This window comes from Catellatospora paridis, assembly GCF_009720365.1.
Taxonomy (GTDB): Bacteria; Actinomycetota; Actinomycetes; order Mycobacteriales; family Micromonosporaceae; genus Catellatospora; species Catellatospora paridis.
Genome location: NZ_ML769312.1, coordinates 957542 through 979191, shown reverse-complemented (window position 1 = coordinate 979191; position 21650 = coordinate 957542). Strand labels below are relative to the sequence as shown.

Annotated in this window: 21 protein-coding genes; 10 read left to right on the top strand and 11 right to left on the bottom strand. The window is 71.5% G+C overall.

The genetic code is table 11. The features are described 5' to 3' along the window. The first annotated feature begins 28 nt into the window (after positions 1-28). Positions 29-649, top strand: a complete 621-nt coding sequence (locus F9C41_RS04435) for an L-threonylcarbamoyladenylate synthase (protein ID WP_155385260.1) — start codon at positions 29-31, stop codon at positions 647-649. Positions 650-839: 190 nt separating this feature from the next. On the opposite strand, the gene F9C41_RS04430 is transcribed toward F9C41_RS04435, so the two are convergent. The 4 genes from F9C41_RS04430 to F9C41_RS04415 form a co-directional block, all read right to left on the bottom strand. Beyond that, the gene (locus tag F9C41_RS04430) at positions 840-3182 is read right to left on the bottom strand and encodes a CBM96 family carbohydrate-binding protein (protein ID WP_196279611.1); all 2343 of its coding nucleotides are present in this window, start codon (positions 3180-3182) and stop codon (positions 840-842) included. A gap of 214 nt (positions 3183-3396) precedes the next feature. Next, entirely contained in the window at positions 3397-4302 is a 906-nt protein-coding gene (locus tag F9C41_RS04425) for a bifunctional helix-turn-helix transcriptional regulator/GNAT family N-acetyltransferase (RefSeq protein ID WP_155385258.1), read from the bottom strand. A 130-nt stretch (positions 4303-4432) separates the two neighbouring features. After that, positions 4433-5278, bottom strand: a complete 846-nt coding sequence (locus F9C41_RS04420; RefSeq protein ID WP_155385257.1) for a hypothetical protein — start codon at positions 5276-5278, stop codon at positions 4433-4435. A 204-nt stretch (positions 5279-5482) separates the two neighbouring features. Then, on the bottom strand, positions 5483-6961 hold the full coding sequence (locus F9C41_RS04415) for an MFS transporter (protein WP_155385256.1): 1479 nt from the start codon (positions 6959-6961) through the stop codon (positions 5483-5485). 63 nt (positions 6962-7024) lie between these two features. Here F9C41_RS04415 and F9C41_RS04410 point away from each other — a divergent pair, with 63 nt between their 5' ends. From F9C41_RS04410 to F9C41_RS04400, 3 genes are all read left to right on the top strand, one after another. Then, positions 7025-7984 carry a helix-turn-helix transcriptional regulator gene (locus tag F9C41_RS04410; protein WP_155385255.1) on the top strand — a complete coding sequence of 320 codons (960 nt, stop codon included), beginning with the start codon at positions 7025-7027 and terminating at the stop codon, positions 7982-7984. A gap of 128 nt (positions 7985-8112) precedes the next feature. Next, positions 8113-8622, top strand: a complete 510-nt coding sequence (locus F9C41_RS04405) for a hemerythrin domain-containing protein (RefSeq protein WP_155385254.1) — start codon at positions 8113-8115, stop codon at positions 8620-8622. Next, positions 8615-9490, top strand: coding sequence for an LLM class flavin-dependent oxidoreductase (locus tag F9C41_RS04400; protein ID WP_155385253.1), 876 nt, complete (start codon positions 8615-8617; stop codon positions 9488-9490). The genes F9C41_RS04405 and F9C41_RS04400 overlap by 8 nt, the downstream gene beginning before the upstream one ends. Before the next feature lie 43 nt (positions 9491-9533). Here F9C41_RS04400 and F9C41_RS04395 read toward each other — a convergent pair whose 3' ends face one another. The 3 genes from F9C41_RS04395 to F9C41_RS04385 are packed head-to-tail and all read right to left on the bottom strand — an operon-like array spanning position 9534 to position 11724. Further along, positions 9534-10340, bottom strand: coding sequence for a MetQ/NlpA family ABC transporter substrate-binding protein (locus F9C41_RS04395; RefSeq protein WP_155385252.1), 807 nt, complete (start codon positions 10338-10340; stop codon positions 9534-9536). A 56-nt stretch (positions 10341-10396) separates the two neighbouring features. Then, positions 10397-11017, bottom strand: a complete 621-nt coding sequence (locus F9C41_RS04390) for a methionine ABC transporter permease (protein ID WP_155385251.1) — start codon at positions 11015-11017, stop codon at positions 10397-10399. Further along, the gene (locus tag F9C41_RS04385; RefSeq protein WP_330164734.1) at positions 11017-11724 is read right to left on the bottom strand and encodes a methionine ABC transporter ATP-binding protein; all 708 of its coding nucleotides are present in this window, start codon (positions 11722-11724) and stop codon (positions 11017-11019) included. The genes F9C41_RS04390 and F9C41_RS04385 overlap by 1 nt, the downstream gene beginning before the upstream one ends. A 460-nt stretch (positions 11725-12184) precedes the next feature. Between F9C41_RS04385 and F9C41_RS04380 the strand changes: the two genes are divergently transcribed. The 4 genes from F9C41_RS04380 (at position 12185) to F9C41_RS04365 (ending at position 15684) form a co-directional block, all read left to right on the top strand. Continuing rightward, positions 12185-13012 carry an SUKH-4 family immunity protein gene (locus F9C41_RS04380; protein WP_155385249.1) on the top strand — a complete coding sequence of 276 codons (828 nt, stop codon included), beginning with the start codon at positions 12185-12187 and terminating at the stop codon, positions 13010-13012. 100 nt (positions 13013-13112) lie between these two features. Beyond that, positions 13113-13931 carry an alpha/beta fold hydrolase gene (locus F9C41_RS04375; RefSeq protein WP_155385248.1) on the top strand — a complete coding sequence of 273 codons (819 nt, stop codon included), beginning with the start codon at positions 13113-13115 and terminating at the stop codon, positions 13929-13931. Between the two features lie 174 nt (positions 13932-14105). Then, on the top strand, positions 14106-15041 hold the full coding sequence (locus tag F9C41_RS04370; protein WP_155385247.1) for a DUF2332 domain-containing protein: 936 nt from the start codon (positions 14106-14108) through the stop codon (positions 15039-15041). Positions 15042-15090: 49 nt separating this feature from the next. Then, entirely contained in the window at positions 15091-15684 is a 594-nt protein-coding gene (locus tag F9C41_RS04365) for an LOG family protein (protein ID WP_230689284.1), read from the top strand. 57 nt (positions 15685-15741) lie between these two features. Here F9C41_RS04365 and F9C41_RS04360 read toward each other — a convergent pair whose 3' ends face one another. After that, positions 15742-16302 (bottom strand): TetR/AcrR family transcriptional regulator, encoded by a 561-nt coding sequence (locus F9C41_RS04360; RefSeq protein ID WP_155385246.1) that lies wholly within the window; start codon positions 16300-16302, stop codon positions 15742-15744. Positions 16303-16392: 90 nt separating this feature from the next. Between F9C41_RS04360 and F9C41_RS04355 the strand changes: the two genes are divergently transcribed. Beyond that, positions 16393-17235, top strand: coding sequence for an alpha/beta fold hydrolase (locus F9C41_RS04355; protein ID WP_196279610.1), 843 nt, complete (start codon positions 16393-16395; stop codon positions 17233-17235). A 101-nt stretch (positions 17236-17336) separates the two neighbouring features. Here the strand turns inward: F9C41_RS04355 and F9C41_RS04350 are convergent, their stop codons facing one another. Then, positions 17337-18599, bottom strand: a complete 1263-nt coding sequence (locus tag F9C41_RS04350) for a vanadium-dependent haloperoxidase (RefSeq protein ID WP_155385244.1) — start codon at positions 18597-18599, stop codon at positions 17337-17339. A gap of 193 nt (positions 18600-18792) precedes the next feature. Here F9C41_RS04350 and F9C41_RS04345 point away from each other — a divergent pair, with 193 nt between their 5' ends. After that, the gene (locus F9C41_RS04345; protein WP_155385243.1) at positions 18793-19701 is read left to right on the top strand and encodes a class I SAM-dependent methyltransferase; all 909 of its coding nucleotides are present in this window, start codon (positions 18793-18795) and stop codon (positions 19699-19701) included. Between the two features lie 12 nt (positions 19702-19713). On the opposite strand, the gene F9C41_RS04340 is transcribed toward F9C41_RS04345, so the two are convergent. Continuing rightward, positions 19714-20466, bottom strand: coding sequence for a hypothetical protein (locus F9C41_RS04340; RefSeq protein ID WP_155385242.1), 753 nt, complete (start codon positions 20464-20466; stop codon positions 19714-19716). A gap of 11 nt (positions 20467-20477) precedes the next feature. Beyond that, positions 20478-21632 (bottom strand): LLM class flavin-dependent oxidoreductase, encoded by a 1155-nt coding sequence (locus F9C41_RS04335; RefSeq protein WP_155385241.1) that lies wholly within the window; start codon positions 21630-21632, stop codon positions 20478-20480. Positions 21633-21650 lie beyond the last annotated feature (18 nt).

The window sequence follows — 21650 nt, the reverse complement described above, 5'->3', positions numbered from 1 at the left end:
CCCGCCCGGGGAGGGCTAGTCTCAGCGTGTGGCCAGGTATTTCGACGTGCATCCGGACAACCCGCAGCCCCGCTCCATCCGGCAGGTCGTCGACATCGTGCGGGAGGGCGGGCTGATCGCCTACCCGACCGACTCGTGCTTCGCCTTCGGCTGCAAGCTGGGCGACAAGGACGGGTTGGACCGCATCCGCGACATCCGCAAGCTCGACGAGCGGCACCACTTCACGCTGGTATGCCGTGACTTCGCCCAGCTCGGACAATTCGTGAAGATAGACAACTCGGTCTTCCGCCTGATCAAGGCGGCGACCCCGGGCAGCTACACCTTCATCCTCCCCGCGCTGCGCGAGGTGCCGCGCCGCATGCTGCACCCGAAGAAGCACACCGTCGGCGTACGCATCCCCGACCACCCCGTGGTCCAGGCGCTCCTGGAGGAGCTCGGCGAACCCCTGGTCTCCAGCACCCTGCTGCTGCCCGGTGACACCGAGCCGATGACGCAGGGCTGGGAGATCAAGGAACGCCTCGACCACCTCGTCGACGCCGTCATCGACTCCGGCGACTGCGGCACCGAACCCACCACCGTCGTCGACTTCTCCGAAGACGAACCCGTGATCCTCCGCGTGGGCGCCGGCGACCCCACCCGCTTCGAATGAGGCAGGGGCGCGTGCTCATCGCCAGGCAGTCGGACCGGAACTCGCGACCGGCACACTGAGCTGGCCAGGTCGTGGAAGTCACGTTCATCGCCCGGGTCGGCTGAGGACTCGGGCCGATCGTTCGTGTGCTGAACCGAAGAACCGCCTGCCCGCTGGTCGATCAGCGGGCAGGCGGTGTACCGGTTGCGGATCAGGCCGCGCCGAAGGTGACGGTCAGGGTGGGCTTGTCGGTGTTCTCCCTGCTGTGCAGGCGCTGCTCGTAGCCGCCGGCGGCGCCCTCGGTGGCGTCGCGGATCAGCAGCCCGTGGTTGCCGTCGGTGTACAGGCCGGCGACCTGCGCGGTGACGGTCCACTCCACCCAGCCCTTGACCGCGGGCACGGTGGCCGCGGCGCCGGTCGCCGCAGGCTGGTTGCGCCAGGTGACACCGGTCTCGGTCCAGGCTCCGGCGAGCCGGACCGCCCGCAGCGTGCGGCTGCCGACGGCCGAGGACACGTGCATCCGCAGCTTCGCGCTGGTGACCTTGCAGCCGGCGGGCAGGGTGGGCAACGCGAAGTGGACGAGCGTACGCGCGTCGGCGTTGGCCTTGCTCCGGGCCTTGAGGATGGTGTCCTTGCCGTAGTTGGTCGTGGCCCAGCTCGTCGTGATCCACGAGTCGTAGTCGGCGGTCCGGGTCGCCGTCGCCGGGCAGCTCGCGGTGCCGTTGACGGTCACCGACGCCTGGTCGTCCTCGGCAGGATTGTTGTTGCCGGGGGCCGAGTCGACGTCGGCCGGGGCCGCGGCGGTGACCTGCGCGGTGTTCGTCTTCTGCCCGGTGCTCGCGACCCTCCCGACGATCTGGACGGTGGCGCTGGCGCCGGCGGCCAGGCTGCCGACCGACCACACGCCGGTGGCCGCCGTGTACGTCCCCTGCGTCGGGTTCGCGGACACGAACGTCACGCCTGACGGGAGCTGGTCGGTGACGACCACGCCGGTCGCCCCGGCCGGTCCGGCGTTGGCGACCCGCACCGTGAAGGTGACGTTGGAGCCGACCGGCACCGAGGCGGCCGACCCGGTCGCTGTCACCGACAGGTCGATCGACTGCGGCGGGGGCAGTCCTGCGCCCCAGTCGCGGGTGAACACGTCGAGGTGGGGGTCGGAGTCGTCCGCGCTGAGGTTGCGCGCCGCGGACTCGAAGGCGACCAGCCTGCCGTCGCCGGAGATCGACGGGCTCGTGGACCGTGCGTCCCCACCCGCCCCGGCGACCCCGGTCGCCCTGCTCACGAAGGTGGTGGTGGCGGACTGCAGGTCGCGGACGAACACGTCCGGACAGGGGCGGTTGTCGCCCTGGCCCGGCTCGTAGCAGTTGTCGAGGTCGTCGGCGCTGAGGTTCATCGCCCGCGACATGAAAGCGACGTACCGCCCGTCGGCGGAGATCGACGGTTCGAACGAGCGCAGCGCCGCCACGGCTCCGGTCGCCCCACTCGCCCTGCTGACGAGCACGGTCCGACCCTCCTGCGTGTCGCGTACGTACACGCTCTCGGTGTCGAACGAGTCGATGTCGTCGGCGCTGAGGTTGTGTGCGTCCGAGATGAACGCGATGTGACGGCCGTCGGCGGAGATCGACGGGCAGGACGAGGGCCCACCGAAAGCGAGCTGGCCGTTGATGCCGTCGGCCCTGCTCACGTAGCTCGCCGTGCCGGTCTGCAGGTCGGCCACGACGACGTCGAGGTAGCCGTTGTTGTCATCGAGCGATATCCCGTCGGTCTCGAAGGCGACCTTGCGCCCGTCGGCGGAGATCACCGGACCGCAGGGCCCGATCCGGTAGATGGGCGCGTTGCCGATGTACACCGTGGTGCCGGCCTCGAGGTCGCGCACGAAGAAGTCGGTGCAGGGGTGCGGGCCGCCGCCGTCGATGTAGCACTCGTCCTCGTCATCGGCGCTGAGGTTCGCCCCGCCCGAGGTGAAGGCCACCTTGGTCCCGTCCGCGGACACGGTCGGGGTGTACGAGCTGCCGTCGGAGGCGGCGCCCTGCGTGCCGTCCGCCCTGCTGACGAACGTCGTCGTGCCGGCCGTGAGGTCGCGGACGAAGATGTTCGAGCACGGCTCGGGCAGGCCCCAGAACAGCGACATGCAGGTGTCCTCGTCCTGCGTGCTCAGGTTCGGGGCGGTCGAGCTGAACGCGACGTAGCGCCCGTCGGCGGAGATCGACGGGTCCGCGGACGAGCCGGTCGCGGCGGCTCCGTTCGCTCCGGTGGCGCGGCTGACGTACGTCGTCGTGCCGGTCGTCAGGTCCCGGACGAAGATGTTGGTGTGGGCGTTGTCGTCGGCATCGCTGAGGTTGTCGGCGTCGGAGGCGAAGGCCACATAGCGCCCGTCGGCGGAGACCGACGGGGTCGAGGAGTCGCCGTTTCCGGCCGCACCGGTGGCGGATCGGCTGACCAGGACGGTGTCGTACGTGGCCGCCCACGCCGGACTGCCCGGCACTGCCGCCAGCGTCGCCGCCAGGACCGCCAGCGAGACGCCCACGGGCAGCCTGCGCCGGAACGCGAACACGTTGTGTTGTTCTCCTGCGCGAGGCGCCCGCGACATGGCGCGGGGTTTCGCAATTGACATGGAGGGCTCCGTTCAGCCCATGCGGCGTCCACGCGCATGGACGGGTGTGGTTCGGCCAGCGCGCGATCGGCGAGCCTGCACGCAGAGTAATTGACCGATAACCGAACGTCGCAGCGACACTCTCCGTCCATGTCCATTCTGGTCACCGGGGCCGCTACCGGGACGGGGCCGCCGCCGGGTCGAGCGGCTTCGTGAACCAGTGGTGGGCGTACGGGTTGTCGTTGTACGCGGGGATCTCGTGATAGCCCGTGGCGCGGTAGAGCCCGATCGCCTCGGTGAGGGTCCGGTTCGTGTCCAGCCGCACCGTGTCCGCCCCGGCGGCGGCCGCCCGCCGCTCCAGCTCAGCCATGATCCGGCGGCCCACGCCGAGGCCGCGTACGGACTTCGACACCCACACCCGCTTGATCTCTGCGGGCTCGCCGGGGTGCAGGCGCAGCGCGCCGCAGCCCACCGGCTCGGCGGACAGGGTGGCGACCAGGAACACGCCGTTCGGAGGCACCAGCGCCTCCTCGTCCACGCCGCTGCGCGCGGGGTCGAATCCGCCCTCGAAGCGACCGGCCAGTTCGCGCGCGTACGCCCGCAGGCACGCCCGTGCCGCCGGGTCGCCCGGGTGGCGCGGCTGCAGGTCCACCAGCGACGCCATGAGCAGCCGCTCGACCTCGGCCATCGCGCCGGCCAGCCGGGCCCGCTGGCTGTCGCTGAGCGGCTCCAGGATCGACCAGGCCAGCTCGTCCGACATCCGGTCGAGGACATCCCACTCGGCCCGGCCCGTGGCGGTCAGGCGGGCGGTGCGCACCCGGCCGTCGCCGCCGGCGGAGCCCACCAGGACGAGACCGTCGCCTTCGAGGACCCGCAGCAGGCGGCTCAGGTATCCCGCATCCAGGTTCAGCCGCGTGCGCAACGTGGCGACTTCGGCCCCCGCCGGGCCGATCTCCCAGAGCAGGCGCGCCTGGGCCAGCGGTCTGCCCCGGGTGAGGTAGGTGTCGTCGAGTGCGCCGACGCGCTGCGTGACGCTCCGGTTGAAGTGACGCACCGCCGCCACCAACTGCTCCTGGCTCATATTGCTGACTTTAGTCAGGCAATAGGTCCGGCGACAGTCCGACACGGGTCGCCCGGTGCTCGCCGGAAAGCAGCCGGTGCGCGTGGGGCAGCCCCACGCGCACCGTCGAGTCGCGGCTCGTGCCGCCAGGTCAGACAGTAGTGGCCTTCTTGCGCGCCGTGCGGATCCAGCCGTAGGCGGTGTGCCGCGGCACGTCGTAGTGGTCGGCGATGACGCTCGCGCTGTCCCCGGCCTGGCGCAGCACCTGCTCGAAGTCCTCCGGCAGCTTGCGGTAACTGCGGCTGGCCCCGCTCGGGCGGCCGGTGTCCGGGGTGGACGAGGCGGCCTTCCTCGCCGTCGCCTTGGCCGGGGCGGCCTTCTTCTCCCGCACCGTGGCCGCCGCGGCTCGCGCTGACGCCTTGGCGCGCACGGCCTTCGGCGTACCTGCCTTGGCCGCATCCGTCTTGGCGGGTTCGGCCTTCGACGCACCCGCCTTGGCAGTGTCGGTCTTGCCTGCACTCGGCTTGCCTGCACTCGGCTTGCCCGTGCCGGCCTTGCCCGTACTGGCCTCGACGGCACCGGCCGCAGCCGTCCTCGCCGCAACGGGCTTGACCGCATCCGCCGGCGCGGCGGCCTGGGTCGCGGCCGGCTGGGCCGAGGTGCGCTTGCGGGTAGACGTCTTCGGCGCGACGGCCTCGGTGGCAGCCGGGGCCTGCATCTCCAGCTCGCCCGGTGCCGGCGCGGGCACGGCCGGGGTGCGCCGGGACGGCTTGGCCGGTGCGGCTGCCGGCGCCGGTCCCGCCGTCGCCGCGAGCACGGCGGCGACGAGCTGGTTCAGGTCGAGCACGGGCAGGTCGCCGGGGACGAGGCTGCCGCCGGAGCCGGGCGACAGGCGCAGCTCGCGCACGGTCGTCGTCGCGCCGTCCAGGCTCAACCGGATGGTCGTGACGGCCTGCGCGGGGTCGTCAGGCGTGATGGTGACGGTATATGTGGTCATGCGTGCGGCCTCCATGCCTGACGCCGCCGGCGTGCGTCCCCGTCGCGCGCGTCGGCTCTGGCCGTGAGAATTGTTCGCGCCAAGGTACTTCACTAACCGCATACCACCAAATCAGCGGGGAGGCCAGGGCCGGTTCGGCTGAGGACAAGCCAGGTCCTGCGCCCCGATGACGAGACGCAGGACCTGGCGAACGGTGTGCGATGCCTACACCAGCGCGGGCTCGGGCTCGGGAGTCACGGCGGCGGGAGCCGGCTCCTGCTGCGGCCCGGCGTGCCCGCGGACCTTGCGGGGCAGCAGGAACGCCAGTCCGAACGCGACCGCGGTCAGCGCGATCGTCACCAGGGTGACCCGCTGCGAGGCGTGCAGGAAACCGGCCGCCTGCCCGGTGACTCCGGCCGCGGTGAAGAACACCGTGCCGAGCGCGGCCACACCCAGCGACGACCCGAGCTGCTGGATCGACTCCAGGATGCCCGAGGCCGAACCCACCTCGTGGTCGGCGATGTCACCCATGATCACATCGAACAGCGGCACGAAGATCATGCCCATGCCCAGGCCGTACGCGAACAGCGGCAGCGCCAGGCTCCAGCCGCCGATGCCGGTGCCGTACGCGGAGAACATGGCGTAGAGCAGGACCAGGCCGACGGTCATCAGGGCCAGGCCGAGGTGCAGGATGCGCCGGCCGAGCTTCGCCATCGCGCCGGCGCTGAAGCCCGAGCCGAGGAAGGCGCCGACCGCCCACGCCGCCATGGTCACGCTCGCCCGCACCGGGCTGTAGTGGAGGCCGAGCTGCAGGAACAACCCGACGGCGAGCGAGAACCCGACGAGCCCGCCGAAGAACACCAGCACGAACAGCGTGCCCGAGGTGTACGAGCGCTTCGCGAACACGCTCAGCTCGACCAGCGGCGTGCGTCCGGAGGCCTGGCGGCGGCGCTGGTAGGCGGCGAACACGCCGAGCAGGACGACCGAGGCGGCCAGCATGGCCCAGGTCCACGCGGGCCAGCCGTGCTCACGGCCCTGCATCAGCGGGAAGACGAGCAGGAACATGCCCGCGGCGGCGAGCAGCGCGCCGATGGTGTCCAGCCGCCGGGCCCGTGCCGGGCTGATCCCCGCCGGCAGCGTACGCAGACCCGCGATCAGCGCGAACAGTCCGAGCGGCAGGTTGATCGCGAACACCATGCGCCAGCCCGTGCCGAACAGGTCGGCGTCGACGAGCACACCGGACACCACCGGCCCGAGGATGGTGGACAGGCCGATGGCCGGGCCGAACACCCCGAACGCCTTGCCGATGTCGGCGGGTCCGAACAGGTCGCGGATCAGGCCGAAGCCCTGCGGGATCATGACCGCGCCGAACAGGCCCTGCACCACCCGCGAGCCGATCAGCGACTCCGGGGACCAGGCTGCCGCGCACAGCGCCGAGGCGGCGACGAAGCCGACCACGCCGATCAGCAGCACCCGGCGGCGGCCGAACATGTCGCCGAGCCGCCCGCCGACCAGCAGGCCGACGGCCAGCGCCAGGGTGTATCCGGCGGCGATCCACTGCAGGTCGCCGTAGGTGCCGTGCAGGTCGGCCAGGATCGACGGGGCGGCCACGTTGACCACGGTCGAGTCGAGCAGGTTCATGAGGGTCGCGGCGAGGATCGCCATGAGGCCGAGCCAGCGGCGGCCGTTGCTGATGTTCTCCATGCCGATGACCCTGCCAGGCCATTAGGAACAGTTCGTTCCTAATGGCCTGGCAGAATCGGAATCATGTTGGAGACATCCGCGCGACTGCTGAAACTGCTCTCCCTCCTGCAATCCCCGCGGGAGTGGAGCGGCACCGAACTGGCGGGCCGCCTCGAAGTCAGCACCCGGACCGTGCGCAACGACGTGGAGCGGCTGCGCAACCTCGGCTATCCGGTGCACGCGACCCGGGGCGCGGTCGGCGGCTACCGGCTGGGCGCGGGGGCGAACCTGCCGCCGCTGCTGCTCGACGACGAGGAGGCCGTCGCCGTCGCGGTCGGGCTGCGCACGGCCGCGGCCGGGTCGATCGCCGGGGTCGAGGACACCTCGCTGCGGGCGCTGGCCAAAGTGGAGCAGGTGCTGCCGGTGCGGCTGCGGCGGCGGGTGAACGCGCTGCAGACGTACACGGTGGCGGTCCCGGCCCAGCGGCGCGGCCCGGAGGTCGACCCGCAGGTGCTGACCACGCTCGCGGCGGCGTGCCGCGACCACGAGCGCATCCGGTTCGACTACCGCGCCCACGACGGCACCGCGACCAGGCGCGACGCCGAGCCGTACCGGCTGGTCAACTGGGGTCGCAAGTGGTATCTCGTCGCCTACGACGTGCAGCGCGGCGACTGGCGCACGTTCCGCGTCGACCGGATCGAGCCGCGCACGCCGGGCGGGCCCCGCTTCGCGCCGCGCCCGCTGCCGGCCGAGGACCTCGCGGCGTACGTGTCCCGCGGTGTGTCCACCGCCACCTGGCACTACCGGGCGCGGATCGTGGTGCACGCGCCCGCCGACGTCATCGCGCAGCGGCTGCCCGCCACGGCCGGTTCCATCGAGGTGATCGACGAGCAGATGTGCGCGGTGACCACCGGCGCGGACACGGCCGAGTCCATGGCCATGTGGATCGGCCTGCTCGACGCCGACTTCACCGTGCAGGACGCCCCGGAACTGTCGGCCGCGCTGCGCCGGCTCGCCGACCGGTATCGGCGGGCGGCCGGATGAACTTACTTATGGTTAGCGACTAACCGACGGTTTGCGGTCGAGTGGTCGCCGCGACCAAGCTGGGGGAGCGCCGTGATCGGTGCGGCGCGCAAGGAAGTGGCTCAGGCCCTGGCGAACGAGACGTGGCGATGACGAGACAACGAGTGGACGACAACCCCCTGCTGGCCGAACTGCAATGGGTGCACGGCATGCTGCGGCGCGACCTGGCGACCGTGCGCAGGCTCGCCGACGAGGCCGCCGGCGGCGCGCCGGCCCGTGAACTCCAACAGGGCCTGCGCAAACTGCAGAGCAACGGCCCGCTGTTCCAGCTGAAAATCAACTGCCTGAGCTACTGCCAGTTCGTGCACCACCATCACCAGTCCGAGGACGCCATGCTGTTCCCGGCGGTGCGCCGGTCGGCGCCGCACCTGCGGGCGACCGTCGACCGGCTGGAGGCCGACCACAGGGTGGTGTCGGACCTGCTCGACCAAGTCGAGGGTGCGGCTAGGGCGTTGGGCGGCGACGACGCGGAGATCCGCGCGAAGCTGGTAGTGGCCCTGCGCACGCTCTCCGATCGGCTCCTCGAACACCTGGAGTTCGAGGAGGGAGCACTGGGGCCCGTGCTGAAGACCTGGAAGAGGTGGCCGTTCCATGGCTGACAAGGTGCAGTTCGGGCTGGCGGTCACCCCGTCGGCAGACGACGTGGCCGGGATGACCGCGCTGGCCCGCGCCGCGGACGAGGCGGGGCTGGACCTGATCGCGGTGCAGGACCATCCATACCAGCCGGGCCACCTGGACACCCTCACCGCGCTGGCGCACCTCGGCCCGCTCACCACCCGGGTGCGGCTGCTCACCGACGTCGCCGACATGGCCCTGCGGCCCGTGCCGATGCTGGCCAAGGCCGCCGCGTCCCTGGACGTGCTGACCGGCGGCCGGTTCGAACTGGGCGTCGGCTCGGGCGGGTTCCCCGACGCGGTCGCGGCGATGGGCGGCAACGCGGTACGTGGCGGCGCGGCCGTCGAGTTCACCGCCGAAGCGCTGCGGCTGCTGCGGGCGGCGCTCGACGCCGACGGCCCGATCGCGATGGACGGCCGCCACCACCGGATCGGCGGCTACGAACCCGGGCCCGTCCCGGCGCACCGGGTGCCGGTGTGGCTGGGCGCGCAGGGCCCGCGCATGCTCCGCCTCATCGGCGAGCTGGCCGACGGCTGGATCAGCCCGCTGAACGTGTACGTGCCGCCCGGCGAGGTCCCCGCCAAACAGGACCTGATCGACGACGCGGCGCGGCGGGCCGGACGTGACCCGGCGCAGGTGCGCCGCCTCTACAACGTGCTCGGCATGATCGGCGGCGCGCACCGCGGCAAGGGCCTGTTCGGCTCCGCCGAGACATGGGCGCAGACCCTCGCCGGATGGGTGCACGGCCTGCGCTTCGACACGTTCGTCTTCTGGCCGGTGATGGACGAGCGCGACCAGCTCCAGCGGTTCGCGCAGGAGGTCGTGCCGCGGGTGCGCGAACTAACCGCCTGAACCGGCGGCACGGTCTCGGTGGACAACCGTGCCGCCGAGCAGCTCAGGAGGCGGGGATGACCGCGCCGTCGTAGGTGGACTCGATGAACTTCTTGATCTCGGGTGAGGCCAGCACCTGGGCGAGTCGCTGGATGCGCGGGTCGTTCTCGTGGCCCTGCTTGACCACCAGCAGATTCGCGTACGGGTTGTCCTTCGCCGCCTCCAGCGCCAGCGCGTCCACGGCGGGCTTGAGACCGGCCTGCAGCGCGAAGTTGCCGTTGATCACGGCCAGGTCGACGTCGTCCAGGGAGCGCGGCAGCTGCGCCGCCTCCAGCGCGGTGATCTTCAGCTGCTTCGGGTTGGCGGCGATGTCGCGCTCGGTGGCCTTGACGCCCGCGCCCTCCTTGAGCGTGATCAGGCCCTGCACGGCCAGCAGCGCGAGCGCCCGCCCGCCGTTGGTGGCGTCGGCCGGGATCGCCACGTCGGCGCCCTGCGGCACCTCCGCGATCGACTTCACCTTCTTCGAGTACGCACCCAGCGGCTCGATGTGCACCGGCGCGACCGCGGTCAGGTGCACCGGATTGCTGGCGGCGAAGTCGTCCAGGTAGGCCTGGTGCTGGAAGTAGTTGGCGTCCAGCTCGCCGCTCTCGGTGGCCAGATTCGGCTGTACGTAGTCGTCGAACTCCTTGACCTGCAGCTTCAGGTCGGGGACGAGCTTGGCGGCCTCGGCCAGGATCTGCGCGTGCGGCGCGGAGCTGGCTCCGACGACCAGGACGTCGGTCGGCTTGTCGGCGGCCGGGGTGCCGCACGCCGCGAGGGCGAGTCCGGCGAGCAATGCGAGCGGTGCGGCCACGAGGGCACGGCGGTTCATGGTGATTCTCCTTGGGGTGTGGATCTGCGGGTTCGAGCGGTGGGAAGCCGGGTGGGTCAGCGGCGGTCGAGCCGTCGGGCCAGCCGGTCGCCGGTGAACTGGACGAGCTGCACCAGGGCGACGAGCACGGCGACGGTGGCGAGCATGACGTCGGTCTCGAAGCGCTGATAGCCGTAGCGGATGGCGAGGTAGCCGAGACCGCCGCCGCCGATCACCCCGGCCATGGCCGAGTAGCCGACGAGCGCGACCGCCGTGACGGTCAGGCCGCGGACCAGGGCGGGCAGCGCCTCCGGCAGCAGGATCCGGGCGACGATCTGCACCCGCGTGGCCCCGAACGCGTGCCCGGCCTCGGTCAGGCCCGGGTCGACGTCGCGCAGCGCGCCTTCGACGAGACGGGCGAAGAACGGGATCGCGCCCACGGTCAGCGGCACCACCGCGGCGGCCGTGCCGATCGAGGTGCCCAGCAGGGCGCGGGTGAGCGGGATGACCGCGATCATCAGGATGACGAACGGCACCGACCGCCCGACGTTGACGACCGCGCCGAGCACGGGCCGCACGGGCGCGGGCCCGTATCCGAGCAGCACCCCCAGCGGCAGCCCGACCAGCACGGTGAACAGCGTGGCCAGGCCGACCATGTGCAGGGTCTCGCCGGTGGCCGGCAGCAGCAGGTCGATCATCACCGCACCGCCTGGGCCAGCGCCGACAGTGCCGAACCGGGCTCACCGAGCAGCCCGCCCACCGGTCCCGACTCGACGAGACGACCGGCGTCGAGCACGCCGGCCCGGTCGCAGATCCGCTCGACGACACCCAGGTCGTGCGTGATGAGCAGGATGGTCAGGCCGAGCCGCCGGTTGAGGTCGCGCAGCAGGTGCAGGATCTCGACCGTGGTGTACGGGTCCAGCGCGCTGGTCGCCTCGTCGCACAGCAGCACCGCCGGGTCGGTGGCCAGCGCCCGCGCGATGGCGACCCGCTGGCGCTGCCCGCCGGACAGCCGCGCCGGGTGCTCGCCCGCCTTGTCGGACAGACCGACCAGGTCCAGCAGCTCCCGGACCCGCCCGCCCCGCTGCGAACGGGCCACCCCGGCCAGTTCCAGCGGCAGCGCGACGTTGCCCGCGACGGTGCGCGCGGACAGCAGGTGGAACTGCTGGAAGATCATGCCGATGCGGCGGCGGGCGGCGCGCAGCTCGGCGGAGCCGAGTGCGGTCAGCTCCTGCCCGGCGACGCGCACGGTGCCGCTGTCGGGGCGTTCGAGCAGGTTGACGGCGCGCAGCAGGGTGCTCTTGCCCGCGCCGCTGCGGCCGACGACGCCGTAGATCTCGCCCGGGGCGACGTGCAGGTCGACGCCGTCGAGGGCGGCGACGCCGCCTGGGTACGTTTTTCGCAAACGGTGCAATTCGATCATCGCTGGGTACGACTCTTCCCGGAACTGATTACTCAGGGTGAACGTAGGCCGTGGCGGGACGGCCGGAGGCGACCGCAGGCCGACGCCGGACAGGCGTGGACGCGGGAGGCGAGTCGAGACTCACGAGGTGGGTGCGGTCGCGACAGTTGCGGTCGCGAAAGTGCTCGCTTCGGGGCGCGAGCGGACGATGGCCCTCGTCAGAGACACATTCGACACGTACGACGCGGGGCGCCGGCGGCCATCAGGGCCGGGCGCGCGAAGAACCGCGAAGACGTGGACATGCCGCAGAGCCTAGGACGACTACCGCCTCGCCGGCTACCCAGCGTGACGAAGGCAACGGCGCGGAGCGGGCTTCCCGGTGCCAGCCGCCATCGCCCTCCGTGTCTGACCTTCCCTGACCACCAGGGCTGCCGACGGCGCGACGGTGCGGCATCATGCGGGGATGGATCAGGCCGGACAGGCGTGGCTGCTGCTCAAGGTCGAAGCCGTCGGCGTCGACGACGGCTTTCCCGGCTGGTTGAGGGCGTCGCTGGTGGACGCCGACGGCACCTCGTGGAGGTTCGTGGACCGGGCGACGAATCTCGTCGGGGGCGACGTGCCGGTGCCGCGGTCGTTCCCGGCACCGGCACACCTGCGGTGCCGGGTGCGCCGCACCGAACGTGACGAGCAGGGCCGCGAGGTCCTGATCGTCACGTTCGCGGTTGAGAGCGTGGACACGCTGCGGCGACGCGACGAGTTCCGGGTGCGCCCGGATCAGATCGAGAACGCCACCGTGCGCTGGCGATCGGGCCTGATGCACTACGACGCGGCGGCGCTGGACGGCATCGAGCCCGCGGCGCGACGGGTGCTCGCCGAGCATGACCTGCCGCGCGAGGTCCTGGGCATCTTCACCGCCGACGCCGTGCCCGAACCCCTGGTGGATTCGTCCGGTGCGCGCCTGGTGCGGTTCGGCGTCACCCGGGAACAAGACCTGATCTGCCTCGCGCTTGACGACCTGTCGATCAGGGAACTCGAAGCCGGCTCGCACGAGTGCGTGTCAAAGATCAACAGTAGCCTGGCGGCGTTCATCGGATACCTCAACATCTGCGAGAACGCGTATCCGTACTGCCTGAATGACTTCGATGACGACGAGGAGGAGATGGAGGACCCCAGACTCGCCGCCGACACCATGCGGAAGAAGTTCGAGGAGCTGGACCACGGCACGCTGACGCCCGACGGCTACTGGGACAGATTCCTCATCGACGTCTCGTTCGGTGACTACGGAGACTGACCGTGTCTGCTCAAAGTTTTCCTCGGCGCACCGATGAGTTCGGCGAAGCCGGGTCGTCAGAGCAGATGTAGACACATCCGAAAGACACGAGGAGATCACCATGAGCGCGACCGCATCGACCGGAGAAGGCCGATACGCCGAGGTCAACGGCATCAACCTGTACTACGAGACCCACGGCTCGGGCCGCCCGATGATCCTCCTGCACGGCGGGCTCGGCTCGGGGGAGATGTTCGGGGCGATCCTGCCCGCCCTCGCCGACCACCACCAGGTGATCGCCGTCGACCTGCAGGGCCACGGCCGCACCGCCGACATCGACCGGCCGCTCGAAGTGCCGCTGATGGCCGACGACATCGGGGCGCTCATCGAGCACCTCGGGCTCGACCGCCCGGACGTGGTCGGTTTCTCCTTCGGCGGCGGGGTCGCCCTGCTGACCGGGATCCGGCACCCGGACAAGGTCGGCCGGGTGGTCTCCGCCTCGGCGAACATCCGCCGCAGCGCGATCTACCCCGAGATGCTCGGGCAGCAGGGCCAGGTGAACGCGGCCGCGGCCGAGTTCATGAAGGACACCCCGATGTACGAGCTGTACCAGCGGGTCGCCCCGCGCCCGGAGGACTTCCCGCGGCTGCTCGACAAGATCGGTGAGGCGATGGTCAAGGACTTCGACTACACCGACGAGGTACGCGGCATGCAGGTGCCGACGCTGATCGTCGCCGCCGACGCCGACATGGCCCCGCCGAGCCACTTCGTGGAGATCTTCAACCTGCTCGACGGTGGCCTGCGCGACGGCGGCTGGATGGGCGACGGGCGGCCCAAGGGCGGCCACGCGCTGGCGATCCTGCCCGGCCTGACCCACTACAACCTGGTCGACTCGCCGCTGTTCGCCGCGACCACCCTGGCGTTCGTCGACCACCAGGACTGAACCCGCGAACGTCCCCAGCCCGTAGCGGCGGCATCATGGCAGCGATCCATGGTGCCGCCGTTCGGCACGGGTGCTCAGTCGTTGGTGCCCGGGGTCCGGAATTCGCGTCCCGCGTTTCGCGGGTGACGTCCTGCGGGGCGACCTGGTCCACGGTCGTCGTGGGACCATCGGTCGGTGATCGACGCATCGAGGTATACGGACTTCGCCTTGCGCGAGGCTCGGGGGGTGTCGCCGACGTATGAGCGGCTGTCGCTCGCGATCGCGGCGGACGAGCAGATCCTGGCACTGCTGGCGACCGTCCCGAAGCCGAAGCGGCAGCCGAACCTGCTGCTCGGCGTCGTGCGCCTGCTCGGCGGCCCGGTGGACGACCCGGCGGCCTTCCATGACTTCACGCTGGCGCACTGGCCCGTGATCGAGGCCGAACTCCGCACCCGGGCCACCCAGACCAACGAGTCCGGCCGGTGCGCGCTGCTGCTGCCCGTGCTGTCGGCGCTGCCGCAGCCGCTGGCGCTGCTGGAGGTCGGCGCGGCGGCCGGGCTCGGCCTCTACCCCGACCGCTACACCTACCGGTACGGCGACCACGAGATCGGATCCGGCGGGCCGGTCCTCGACTGCGCGCTCACCGGCACGACGCCGCCGACCCGGCTGCCCGACGTGGTGTGGCGGGCCGGCCTGGACCTCAACCCGCTGCAGGTCACCGATCCGGACGACGTCGCCTGGCTGGAGGCGCTGATCTGGCCCGAACACCAGCACCGCAGGGACCGGCTGCGGGCCGCGGCCGCCGTCGCCGCAGCGGACCCGCCGACGCTGATCCGCGGTGACCTTGTCGACGACCTGCCCGCGCTGGCCGCCCAGGCGCCGGCCGGCGCGACGCTCGTGGTGTTCCACACCTCCGTGCTGTATCAGGTGCCCGCCGACCGCCGCGCCGCGTTCACCGACCTGGTGCGCGACCTGCCCGGCCACTGGATCTCGGTCGAGGCCCCCGAGGTCATGGGCTACCGGGGACTGCCGCCCGCCCCGGACGGGGCACTGCACAACGTGCTCGCGCTGGACGGGACACCGCTGGCCTGGACCCGTGGCCACGGTCAGGCGATGGCCTGGCTCACCTGATCACGCACTGGACCGTCGCGGTGATCGGGTGTGCGCATACGGTGGGAGCATGACGGCAGCCGCGCCCACCTCCCTGAAGATCTGTGTCTTCCTCTCCGCCAACGACCTCGACGAGCGCTACACCGGGCCGACCCGGGAGTTCGCGGAGCTCGTCGGCCGGGGCGGCCACACCCTGGTGTGGGGCGGTTCCGACGCCGGGCTGATGAAGGTCGTCGCCGACGGCGTACGGGCGGGTGGCGGGCGGCTCACCGGGTTCTCCGTCGACTTCCTCCGGCAGTTCGCCAGGCACGACGCCGACGAGATGACCTACGCCAAGGACCTCGCCGAGCGTAAGGCGCTGCTGCTCGCCGCGGCCGACGCGGTGGTGGTGCTGGCCGGTGGCCTGGGCACGCTCGACGAGGCGACCGAGGCCTTGGAGCTGCGCAAGCACGGACTGTTCGACAAGCCCGTGGTGCTGCTCAACACCGCGGGCTTTTACGACGGGCTGATCCTCCAGCTGCGGCGGATGGACGCCGAAGGCTTTCTGCCGGTGCCCCTCGCAGAGCTGGTCTTCATCGCCGACAACGCCGCTGACGCGCTCGCCCACCTGGAGAAGGCGGTGTCAGCCGAGGACCCGGCCGCTACGGCAAGGCCTGCCGCCTGAGTGGCCGACATGTGCAGGGATGCCGGGCATCGGTCATCCCCTGCCAGGAGGGACGGGTCAGGCGAACGCCCGGTCCAGTTGGGTGTCGAGCAGTGCGGTCGCCTGCTCGGCGGTGAAGTGGCCGAGCAGCACCGGTCCGAGCAGGCCCTGGGTCAGGAAGAACAACGTGTCAGCCTCGTGCTGCCGGTGGGGCGGGAGTTGGGCGGCCAGCAGGGTGAGCAGGCGACGGTAGCCGTCGCGTAGTGCGGCGGCGTATGCCGGGGTCGCGACGGCGCGGTTGAAGAACGCGATCGACACCGCGGCTTCCTGGCGGGATTCCTTGGTCGAGGGCAGCATCTCGGTGAGCATCGCCCTGGTGACCTGCTTCGGCGTGGGATCGGGCAGGGCCGCGAGGCGGGCCTGGAGGCGGCGGCCGACCCGCTCGCCCATGTGATCCAGGGCGAACATGAGCATCTCGTCCTTGGTGCTGAAATAGTGCTGCACCATGCCCATCGAGACGCCGGCCTCGGCGGCGACGTCGCGCAGGCTCACTGCCTCGCTGCCGGTCGTCTCGATGACGCGGAACACGGCCTCGGCGATGGTCCGGCGCCGCTCGTCGGCGTCCACCTTCTTCGGCAAGCTGCGACCCCTTTGACAATACGACTGCATTGTGAAATGTTTTCACCGGCGTTTAGCATGTCGAGTGTATTGCAAAACGGAAGGCAGCACATGATCAAGACTGTGCGCAGGGGCGACGTCGACATCGCATACGAGGAGTTCGGGCTGCCCGGCGGCGAACCGCTGCTGCTCATCATGGGCCTGTCGTTCCAGATGATCTGGTGGCCGGACGAGTTCTGCGAGCAGCTCGCCGGGCGGGGCTTCCACGTGGTCCGGTTCGACAACCGCGACAGCGGCCTGTCCTCACGCTGCCCCGGCACGAAGTACACCGCGCGGGACCTGGCCGCCGACGCCCTGGCGGTCATGGACGAGCTGGGCTGGGACTCGGCCCACGTCGCCGGTGCGTCCCTGGGCTCCGCGATCGCGCAGCTCGTCGCGATCGAGGCGCCACCGCGGGTCCGGAGCCTGACCTGCATCATGAGCGGCGGCGTCGGCGGCAACTGGAACACCATGCGCGTGCTCAAGCTCGGCGCGCTGTTCAAGCTCATGGGTAAGTGCTATTCGCCCGACCTCGAGGGCCGGACCCAGGCACAGGTCGACGTCATCCGGGCGATGTCGTCGCCGAACCGCCCGTTCGAGGAGGAGCGGATTCGCCGGATCGCGACCGTCGGCGCGGAGCGCGGCGGTCTGGACAACGCCTCGACCCAGCGCCAGTTCGCCGCCGGACGCACGACCGGCAACCTGACCAGGCGGCTGCGGCAGCTGACCATGCCGGTCCTCGTGGTGCACGGACGGGACGATCCGCTGATCCGGCCGGTGGCCAGCCGCGACATCGCCGCGGCGATCCCCGGCTCCCGCCTGGTGATCTACCCCGCGATGGGCCACGACATCCCGAGCGACCTGTTCACCACGCTGGTTGACGAGATCCAGGCGATCACCGAAGCCGCGGTGTAGGCACTGCGCCGTCGGTGGAGCCCGAGCGGCGGGCTCCCCGCGGCCTGACCGGGCACTCACCCAGGCGGCGCCCGCCGGCCGGCGGGCGCCGCATGCTCGTGCTACCTCGTCGGCTTGAAGTAGTCCCCGGCCGCCATGTAGGCGAAGACGGACAGCCCGATCCGCACGCCCTGGTTGTCAGCGGATCGGAAGTGGACGCCACCCCAGATGCGCGCTTCGACGACCTCGGCCAGCGCCTTCGAGAAGCTCGCGAAGTGCCGTGTCGCGTTCGCGGCGGGACTGTACGCACTGAAGGAGATGTTGTCCCTGCGGTAGAAGAACGCCAGCGTCGCCATCGACGCGGAGGTGAAGCAGGTGTGGCCGGAGGTGTATTCGGGGAACCCCGGTGTCACGAGCAGCGGCATCCAGCTCGGATCGCCCACGGTGGCCCGGTTGCCGTCGGTTTCGCCGAGTTGGACCGCCGTCACCGGCCGCCAGAAGCTCCAGTGCTCCTTCTCGGCGTAGCACGCGATGAGGGCGTCTGCCTCGGTCATGTCCACCATGGCGAACATGCGAGCGGCTTGCAGCGTGTCCAGCCCTTGACCGATCGCGACCTGCCGTTTGATCTCCCACTCGGTCAGGCGCCTGTCGTGCCACCAGATGGCGGCCGACGTCTGGTCGGCGGTGCGTACCGAACTGTCGACCGCTCCGAGCCGCTTCACCTCGTCGTAGTCCCGGGCGTAGGCGCGGCTGGTGAGCTCGGGCGGTCCTGAGGTGCGGAACATGGACGCGCTGGGAATGAGGAACGGTTTGACGTGCCCCGTCCACGCTCCTGCCGATGCGAACGTCGGCGGCGTCGGGCGCCACTGACCGGGCTGGGTGCCCTCCCGCCAGGTCTGCGACCCGAATGCGCCATCGTTGCGACGTGCCGCGATCATCGCGGCAGCCGCCTGCGCGCCCACCGACACGCCGCGCTGCTTGTGCGGGCTGTCGGGGACCGCGGCCAGCGCCGCGTCGTACTGGGCCTGAAGCCGTGCCAGCTGAGCCGGGAACAAGAACGCGAGCACCTGGTGCGCGGCCGTCGCGACGGCCGCCTCGGCCGACTCCGTTCCGTCGGCGGCCGGTGCGCCCAGATACGGCCGGTACGGCTTGCCCGCGATCGCGTTCACCGCGTCGTAGACCGCCCCATGCACCATCGCGAAGCTGCGGGCCTGCTCGTTCGGCTGCTGCTGCGCGACATCCCAGATGGCCTGCTGGGCATTGGCGTCCCAGGTGACGACCGGGTTGGCGGCGGCAGCCTGGGCGCTCGGCGACCTGATCACCACCGTTGACGTGAGCACGACGACCGCGGAAACGACGACGCGCAGGACCGTACACCATGTCATGAAACTCCCCGTTCTGGACGTAGCTGCCAGTCGTCACCTATCGAACCATTCGGCTTAATGGATTTCAACGCCTACATCCCGGTCCGGCGTCGCCGCGAAAGGCTCCGGGCTCTGACCCGCCTGGTCAGCACATTGGAGGGTGTCGGCTCGAAATTGCGTGGATCGATGCGGGCCGGCGGGCTACGGTCGCGGCATGATCTACCAGCATCCGTTGGCATACCTGCTCGGGATCGAGGGCCTCGCGCTCCTGCACGGATGGGGCGGGGAGTACGACGAGGAGTTCACGCAGCGGCGGCTGGCCGAGGTGCGGGCGCTGCTGGCCAACCCGGCGCTCACCGGGCACTCGGGCGTGCAGGTCGGGTGGGGCGACACGGTCACCGGGTACCGGCAGTGGGCGGCGACCTACGACGAGCCGCGCAACAGCCTGTTCGACATCGACGAGCCGGTCATGCACCGGCTCATCGAGGCGCTGCCGGTCGGCAATGCCCTCGACGCGGCGTGCGGCACGGGAAGGCACGCGGAGCACCTTGCCGGGCAGGGGTTCACGGTGATCGGCGTGGACAGTTCACCGGAGATGCTGGAACGGGCCCGCGTCCGGGTGCCGTCCGGGGAATTCCGCCTGGGCGATCTGCGCGAGCTGCCGCTGCCCGACGACAGCGTCGACCTCGTCGTCTCCGGCCTCGCGCTGTCCCACTCGCCCTCGCTGGAGCCGGTGCTGGCCGAGTTCGCCCGCGTGCTGCGCCCCGGCGGGCATGCGGTGATCTCCGACGCCCACTGCGAGATCGGCTTCCGCGGCTCGATCCCGCACGCACTCGGTCCGGGCGGCGAACCCGGCCTCGTCGCCACGTACCGGCACACCACCGGCGACTTCGTGCGCGCCGCGCTGGCCGCCGGACTCCAGATTCGGGCGTGCGAGGAGCCGCGCGGCTCGGACGGTGACCAGCCGCCACCGCCTCCGCCGGTACCGCTGGCAGAGGCGTCTCCCGGCGACTGGGCCGGTTGGCCGTGGTCGCTGATCGCGCTGCTGCCCGAGGCGGTCCGGGCCGCGTGGGCGGTGCCCGCGGTCATCGTCTGGGACCTCGAGCTTCCTCGGTGTGCCTGAGGCTGCGAGCCGTCAGTGGGGGAGTCCGGCGGTGGACCGGTCGGCGATCGCGGTCAGCCACTGTGCGGCCTGGCGCGGGTCCGGGGCGGTCAGTCCGTACAGGTCGGTCACCGCGCGGGCGGCCGGGACCCAGTCGCCGTCGCGCAGCGTGGTGCAGGCCCGCGCGGCCGCATAGTCCCACCAGGCCTGCCGGTCGGCAGGCGGCTGCGGCCAGCCGGTCTCCAACCTGGTCAGCCGCCGGTATGCGGCATCGCCCGCGCTGCGCAGCCGCGCCTGCTCGGCCGCCGACACCGCCCCACCGGCGGCCGCGATGGCCAGCGGCCGCCGCCACGAGGCAGGCAGCAGCTCCTCGTCGATCGCGCGAAGCGCCCCCGCCACGATGTCGCGCAGCGTGTCGTCATCTGCCTCGTCCAGGTGCCGGGCGGCCCAGCCGAGCCGGGCGAACACCTCGGCGTCCGGGAACGGCACCCACGAGTCGAGCTCGCTGAACGCGTGCGCGAGGTCGGCGTGCGCCCCGGCCGCGCCGAGCGCCACCGCCTGCCGTACGCCGATGGTCCGCCCGCGGGTCAGCAGCCCGGCGGCCGGGGTGAGCTGGACCCGCTGGTGCGGGGCCGACCGGGGATGGAATCCCCGGTCCGGCGCCCAGCACCAGCGGTCAGGCCGCACGGCGTGGGGGATCAGCCCACCCAGCGGGCCCGTCGACGACACCGGCGGGCAGCGGTGGGCACCACTTTCACTGGTCAGCTGGTTCGTCGATCCGGTCATGAGGACACCGCCTAACGGGACTGTGCGCCGGCGAAGGGGATCTTCGGTAGCTCGCGCGCCGGGTCGCCGGCCGGGTGCGTCCACAGGCCGCGGTCGCGCAGGATCGGCAGCACCCCCTCGCCGAACCAGTACGCCTCCTCGACGTGCGGGTGTCCGGAGAGGATGAACTCGCTGATGCCGAGGTCGGCGTACTCGGCGATGCGGTCGGCGATCTCGGTGTGGCTGCCGACCAGCGCGGTGCCCGCGCCGCCGCGGACCAGGCCGACGCCCGCCCACAGGTTCGGCGCGATCTGCAGGCTGTCCCGCTTGCCGCCGTGCAGGGCCAGCATGCGCTTCTGCCCCTCGGACTCGCTGCGGGCCAGGCCCGCCTGCACCGCGGCGATGTCGTCGTCGCTGATGCCTTCGAGCAGTTTGCGGGCCTGCGCCCAGGCCTCGTCGGCGGTGTCGCGGGCGATGACGTGCAACCGGATGCCGTAACGCAGCTCCCGGCCCTCCTCGGCGGCGAGCTTGCGGATCCAGTCGAGCTTGCCGGCGACCTGCGCGGGCGGCTCGCCCCAGGTGAGGTAGACGTCGGCGTGCTTTGCCGCGACCGGGCCGGCGGCCTTCGACGAGCCCCCGAAGTAGATCGGCGGCACCGGGTCGGGCACCCGCGGGATGGTCGCGCCCTCGATGCGGTGGTGCTCGCCGGTGAAGTCGACGCTGCCGCCGCGCCACAGCGAACGCGTGACGTGCAGGAACTCGTCGGCGCGGGCGTAGCGGGCGTCCTTGTCGAGCCAGTCGCCGTACGCCCGCTGCTCGTGGGTCTCGCCGCCGACGACGACGTTGAGCAGCAGGCGTCCGTTGGAGTGGCGCTGGAAGGTGGCGGCCATCTGCGCGGCCAGGGTCGGTGACAGCAGGCCGGGACGGAACGCGACGAGGAACTTCAGCCGCTCGGTGACCTCGGTGAGCATGGCGGTGGACAGCCAGGCGTCCTCGCACCACGCGCCGGTCGGCGTGAGCGCACCGACGAAGCCCAGCTGCTCGGCGGTGCGGGCGATCTGGCCGAGGTAGGCCAGGGTCGCCGGGCGCGCGCCGCCGGCCACGCCCGCGGGCAGGCCGTGGCCGCCGCCGACGATGAACCGGCTGTCGCCGTAGGTGGGCAGGAACCAGTGGAAGGTGAGGCTCATGTGCGGTCTCCGTGCTGT

Coding starts and splice junctions, on each gene's coding strand:
- F9C41_RS04425 (WP_155385258.1), bottom strand. CDS start 4,302: ATGAGCCAGGAGCAGTTGGTGGCGGCGGTGCGTCACTTCAACCGGAGC.
- F9C41_RS04420 (WP_155385257.1), bottom strand. CDS start 5,278: ATGACCACATATACCGTCACCATCACGCCTGACGACCCCGCGCAGGCC.
- F9C41_RS04415 (WP_155385256.1), bottom strand. CDS start 6,961: ATGGAGAACATCAGCAACGGCCGCCGCTGGCTCGGCCTCATGGCGATC.
- F9C41_RS04410 (WP_155385255.1), top strand. CDS start 7,025: ATGTTGGAGACATCCGCGCGACTGCTGAAACTGCTCTCCCTCCTGCAA.
- F9C41_RS04405 (WP_155385254.1), top strand. CDS start 8,113: ATGACGAGACAACGAGTGGACGACAACCCCCTGCTGGCCGAACTGCAA.
- F9C41_RS04400 (WP_155385253.1), top strand. CDS start 8,615: ATGGCTGACAAGGTGCAGTTCGGGCTGGCGGTCACCCCGTCGGCAGAC.
- F9C41_RS04395 (WP_155385252.1), bottom strand. CDS start 10,340: ATGAACCGCCGTGCCCTCGTGGCCGCACCGCTCGCATTGCTCGCCGGA.
- F9C41_RS04390 (WP_155385251.1), bottom strand. CDS start 11,017: ATGATCGACCTGCTGCTGCCGGCCACCGGCGAGACCCTGCACATGGTC.
- F9C41_RS04380 (WP_155385249.1), top strand. CDS start 12,185: ATGGATCAGGCCGGACAGGCGTGGCTGCTGCTCAAGGTCGAAGCCGTC.
- F9C41_RS04375 (WP_155385248.1), top strand. CDS start 13,113: ATGAGCGCGACCGCATCGACCGGAGAAGGCCGATACGCCGAGGTCAAC.
- F9C41_RS04365 (WP_230689284.1), top strand. CDS start 15,091: ATGACGGCAGCCGCGCCCACCTCCCTGAAGATCTGTGTCTTCCTCTCC.
- F9C41_RS04355 (WP_196279610.1), top strand. CDS start 16,393: ATGATCAAGACTGTGCGCAGGGGCGACGTCGACATCGCATACGAGGAG.
- F9C41_RS04350 (WP_155385244.1), bottom strand. CDS start 18,599: ATGACATGGTGTACGGTCCTGCGCGTCGTCGTTTCCGCGGTCGTCGTG.
- F9C41_RS04345 (WP_155385243.1), top strand. CDS start 18,793: ATGATCTACCAGCATCCGTTGGCATACCTGCTCGGGATCGAGGGCCTC.
- F9C41_RS04340 (WP_155385242.1), bottom strand. CDS start 20,466: ATGACCGGATCGACGAACCAGCTGACCAGTGAAAGTGGTGCCCACCGC.
- F9C41_RS04335 (WP_155385241.1), bottom strand. CDS start 21,632: ATGAGCCTCACCTTCCACTGGTTCCTGCCCACCTACGGCGACAGCCGG.